This window comes from Zavarzinia sp. (assembly GCF_049306435.1).
In the GTDB taxonomy this organism is placed as follows: Bacteria; Pseudomonadota; Alphaproteobacteria; order Zavarziniales; family Zavarziniaceae; genus Zavarzinia.
Genome location: NZ_JBAQRT010000065.1, coordinates 1 through 4,193, shown reverse-complemented (window position 1 = coordinate 4,193; position 4,193 = coordinate 1). Strand labels below are relative to the sequence as shown.

General features: G+C 67.2%; 4 protein-coding genes. 3 read left to right on the top strand and 1 reads right to left on the bottom strand.

The features are described 5' to 3' along the window. Window positions 1-375, top strand: a 375-nt coding sequence (locus tag WAZ62_RS03380; protein WP_422642123.1) for an XdhC family protein, incomplete at its 5' end; no start/stop codon positions are given. Here the strand turns inward: WAZ62_RS03380 and WAZ62_RS03375 are convergent. Continuing rightward, a complete protein-coding gene (locus WAZ62_RS03375; RefSeq protein ID WP_422642122.1) occupies window positions 357-1,289 on the bottom strand; it encodes a LysR family transcriptional regulator in 933 nt (310 codons plus the stop codon). The two genes, WAZ62_RS03380 and WAZ62_RS03375, sit on opposite strands and share 19 nt — an antisense overlap. Window positions 1,290-1,440: 151 nt before the next feature. Between WAZ62_RS03375 and WAZ62_RS03370 the strand changes: the two genes are divergently transcribed. Next, window positions 1,441-2,664: a urate hydroxylase PuuD gene (locus WAZ62_RS03370; protein ID WP_422642121.1), complete on the top strand. Its 1,224-nt coding sequence runs from the start codon at window positions 1,441-1,443 to the stop codon at window positions 2,662-2,664. An 85-nt stretch (window positions 2,665-2,749) separates the two neighbouring features. Then, window positions 2,750-4,171, top strand: coding sequence for a nucleobase:cation symporter-2 family protein (locus tag WAZ62_RS03365; protein ID WP_422642120.1), 1,422 nt, complete (start codon window positions 2,750-2,752; stop codon window positions 4,169-4,171). The last annotated feature ends 22 nt before the right edge of the window (window positions 4,172-4,193 follow it).

The following is a 4,193-nucleotide window of genomic DNA, read 5'->3' as shown; positions in this document are numbered from 1 at the left end:
GGCTTTCGCTGGTACGACGAGCGGCCCGACGCCCCGTCGCCGGCCCGGCGGGAGGCGCCGCTCGATGCCATCGAACAGGCGCCGCCCGGCGCCGCCGTCGTCGTCATGACCCATGACCACAAGCTCGATTACGGCATCACCGAAGCCGCCCTGCTGCGCGGCGACTTTACTTATGTCGGCATGATCGGCTCGGCGACCAAGAAGGCGCGCTTCTGCCGGGGCTTCGTCGCCAATGGCCACGATCCGGCGGCCTTGGCCCGCCTCGTCTGCCCGATCGGCGCGGGCCCGGTGAAGGACAAGCGCCCGGCGGTGATCGCCGCCATGACCGCGGCCGAGCTTCTGTCGGTGCTGCTGACTCAAGCCCCGGCGGATTGATCGACGGCGCCGATGGCGTCGGCGATGGCGGCGCCGCCCCGGTTCAGCATGAAATCGGCGAAGGCCCTTGTCTTGGCCGCGACCAACCGGCGATGCGGATAAACGACGGAGAGGGAAATCGGCGGCGGCGGGAAGTCCGGCAGCACCGGCACCAGGCGGCCCTGGCGCAGATAATCCGCGACCTCCCACAAGGGCTTCATCACGATGCCGTGACCGCGCAGGGCGAATTCCGTCAGGATCTCGCCGAAATCGGCATCGACCGGGCCGGACACGGCCAGGGTGACCGGCCCATCCGGCGTCGACAGCACCCAGCGCACCGGCCGCGCGCCCGGCAGGCGCAGGATGAGGCAGGCGTGTTTCAGCAGGTCCGCCGGCTCTTCCGGCCGGCCGCAGCGCTCGATATAGCTGGGCGCGGCGCAAACGACCTGCGGGCAATCGGCGATCTTGCGGGCGATCAGGCTGGAATCCGCCAGCGCGCCCATGCGGATCGCGACATCCATGCCTTCCGCCAGCAGATCGAGCACATGGTCCGACAGGCGCAGCTGGACCGAAACCTCCGGGTGTTCGTCGCGGAAATCCGGCAGGATGGGCGCCAGGATCTGCCGCCCGAAGCCGAGCGGCGCGGTGATGCGCAACGTGCCGCGCGGCAGGCGCCCGGCATCGGCCACCGTCGCCTCCGCCCGCTCGAGCGAGGCGAGAACGTCCTGACAGGCTTCGTAGAAGGCCGAGCCATGTTCGGTCGGCCGCACCCGCCGCGTCGTCCGGTTCAGCAGGCGAACGCCCAGATGACCTTCCAGCTGTTGCAGCCGATGCGAGACGACGGCGGGCGACAGGCGCATGTGGCGCCCAGCCGCCGACAGGCTGCCCAGCTCCAGAACACGCACGAAGACCCTTATGTTCTCGATCAAAGCCAAGGGGCGTCCCCATTCTTCGTGAAAATTTGAAGGTCCTGTCGCCAGTGAAAAGGTTTTCTTAGCGCAACGCAACTGTAGGAATATTGCAGTGCAAGAGACATGAAGGCATGCGCCGGCCGGCAGGGGTCGCGCGGCCCTAGCGGAGGCGGTGATGGACCCGATTGTGTGGGAGTGGATCGGCGCGGGGCTGCGCTGGCTGCACGTCATCGCCGGCATCGCCTGGATCGGCTCGTCGTTCTATTTCGTCCATCTCGACAGCAGCCTGAAGCCGCGCGAGGGCCTGCCCCCGGGCGCCCATGGCGAGGCCTGGCAGGTCCATGGCGGCGGCTTCTACCACATGGTGAAATATCTGGTGGCGCCGTCCAACATGCCGGACGACCTGACCTGGTTCAAATGGGAGGCCTATGCCACCTGGCTGTCGGGCTTCGCCCTTCTCGTCTTCGTCTATTACTTCAGCGCCCAGCTCTATCTGATCGATGCCGCCGTGCTCGATCTCGATATCTGGCAGGCGATCGCGATCAGCGCCGGCAGCCTGGTGCTCGGCTGGGCGATCTATGACGGATTGTGCCGCTCGCCCCTGGGGCGGAGCGACAACACGCTGGCGCTGTTCGGTTTCGGCTTCGTCGTCGCCGCGACCTATGCCTTCACCGAAATCTTCAGCGCGCGCGGCGCCTTCATGCAGGCCGGGGCCCTGATGGGCACCATCATGGCCTGCAACGTCTTCATGGTGATCATCCCCAATCAGCGGAAAGTGGTCGCCGCCCTGATGAAGGGCGAGGCGCCCGATCCGCGCTTCGGCCGCACCGGCAAGCAGCGCTCGATGCACAATAATTACATCACGCTGCCGACCGTCTTCGTGATGATCGCCAATCATTACCCGCTCGCCTATGGCGGTGGCTTGAGCTGGCTGATCCTCGCCTTCCTCATCGTCATGGGCGTGTTCATCCGCCATTTCTTCAACACGATGCACAAGGGCCTGCCCGCCCCCTGGTGGACCTGGTGGGTCGCCGCCGTCTGCGCCCTGATCATCGTCGCCCTGAGCCGCGTCACCCCGGCCGATCCCGCCGTCACCGGCGGCCTGCTGCCCTCCCCCGCCGTCGCCGAGGCCAGCGTCGATCTCGCCGCCGCCAGCGACATCGTCATGGGCCGCTGCGGCATGTGCCACACCCGGGAGCCCGTGTGGGAAGGCATCACCGTGCCGCCCAAGGGCGTCGTTCTCGATACGCCCGCGGCCGTCGCCGCCCATGCCGAGCAGATCTACACCATCGCGGTCTGGACCCATGCCATGCCGCCGTCGAACGTCACCGAAATGCCCATCGAGGAACGCCGCGTGCTGGCCCGCTGGTTCGAGGACATGAGGACCGCCACCCGTTGACCATCTGATCCCGAGACGCACCGGCGGCGCTCGCCGCCTCGTGAGGGAGTACAGCGGCCGTCGCCGCCTTGTGAGGAGTAAAGCGATGAGTAGCGCCGTGCATCCCGTGGACGAGAAACTGCCGCCGGCCCGGCTGTTCACCCTCGGCCTTCAACATGTCCTCGTGATGTACGCGGGCGCCGTCGCCGTGCCGCTGATCATCGGCCGGGCGCTGAAACTCTCGCCCGAGCAGGTCTCGGCCCTGATCAACGCCGATCTCTTCGCCTGCGGCATCGCCACCCTGATCCAGAGCTTCGGCCTGCCCGGCGTCGGCATCCGCCTCCCCGTAATGATGGGCGTCACCTTCGCCGCCGTCGGCCCCATGTTGTCGATGGCCAATGACCCGGAGCTCGGCCTTCTCGGCATCTACGGCGCGGTCATCGTCGCCGGCCTGTTCGGCATCGCTGTCGCGCCCTTCGTCTCGCGATTGCTGCGCTTCTTTCCGCCCGTCGTGACCGGCACCATCATCCTCGTCATCGGCATCAGCCTGATGCGCGTCGGCATCAACTGGGCGGGCGGCGGATTGCCGACCCTGAAGGCCATGGCCGACCGGGTGGTGAACGATGTCCCCGTGAAGGAACTCGGCGAATTCGCCAATCCGGCCTATGGCCAGGTCGGCGGCCTCGGCCTCGCCCTTCTGGTGCTTGTCGTCATCCTCGCCCTCACCCGCTGGGGCAAGGGTTTCGTGCGCAATGTCGCCGTGCTGATCGGCATCATCGTCGGCGGCATCATCGCGGCTTCCTTCGGCCTGATGCATTTCGAGAAAGTGGCGGCGGCACCCTGGTTCGACGTCGTGCTGCCCTTCGCCTTCGGGATGCCGACCTTCGATCTCGTCGCCAGCCTGACCATGTGTCTCGTCATGATCGTCGTGATGATCGAATCGACCGGCATGTTCCTCGCCCTTGGCGAAATCACCGGCAAGCCGGTCGATCGCGCCGCCCTGACGAGGGGCTTGCGGGCCGATGGCCTCGGCACCTTGATCGGCGGTATCTTCAACACCTTCCCCTATACGTCCTTCTCGCAGAATGTCGGCCTTGTCGGTGTCACCGGGGTCCGCTCGCGCTATGTCACAGTGGCGGGCGGGCTGATCATGCTGGCCCTCGGCCTCGTGCCCAAGCTGGCCGCGCTGGTCGAGGCGGTGCCGGTCGTCGTGCTCGGCGGCGCCGGCATCGTGATGTTCGGCATGGTCGCCGCGACCGGCGTCCGCATCCTGACCCAGGTCGATTTCAAGTCGAAGCCGCACAACCAGTTCATCGTCGCCGTCTCGGTCGGCTTCGGCATGATCCCGCTGGTGGCGCCCAATTTCTTCAAGCAGCTGCCCCATGGCCTGCACCCGCTGCTCGAGTCCGGCATCCTGCTCGCCGCGCTCATGGCCCTGGTGCTGAATCTCTTCTTCAACGGCTTCGGCACGGCCGCCTCGGCGGAGGCCGACGCGGCCGCCGGCGCCGCCGCCAGCGAACACGTCTGACCCTGTCGCGCCGGTCTCGCGG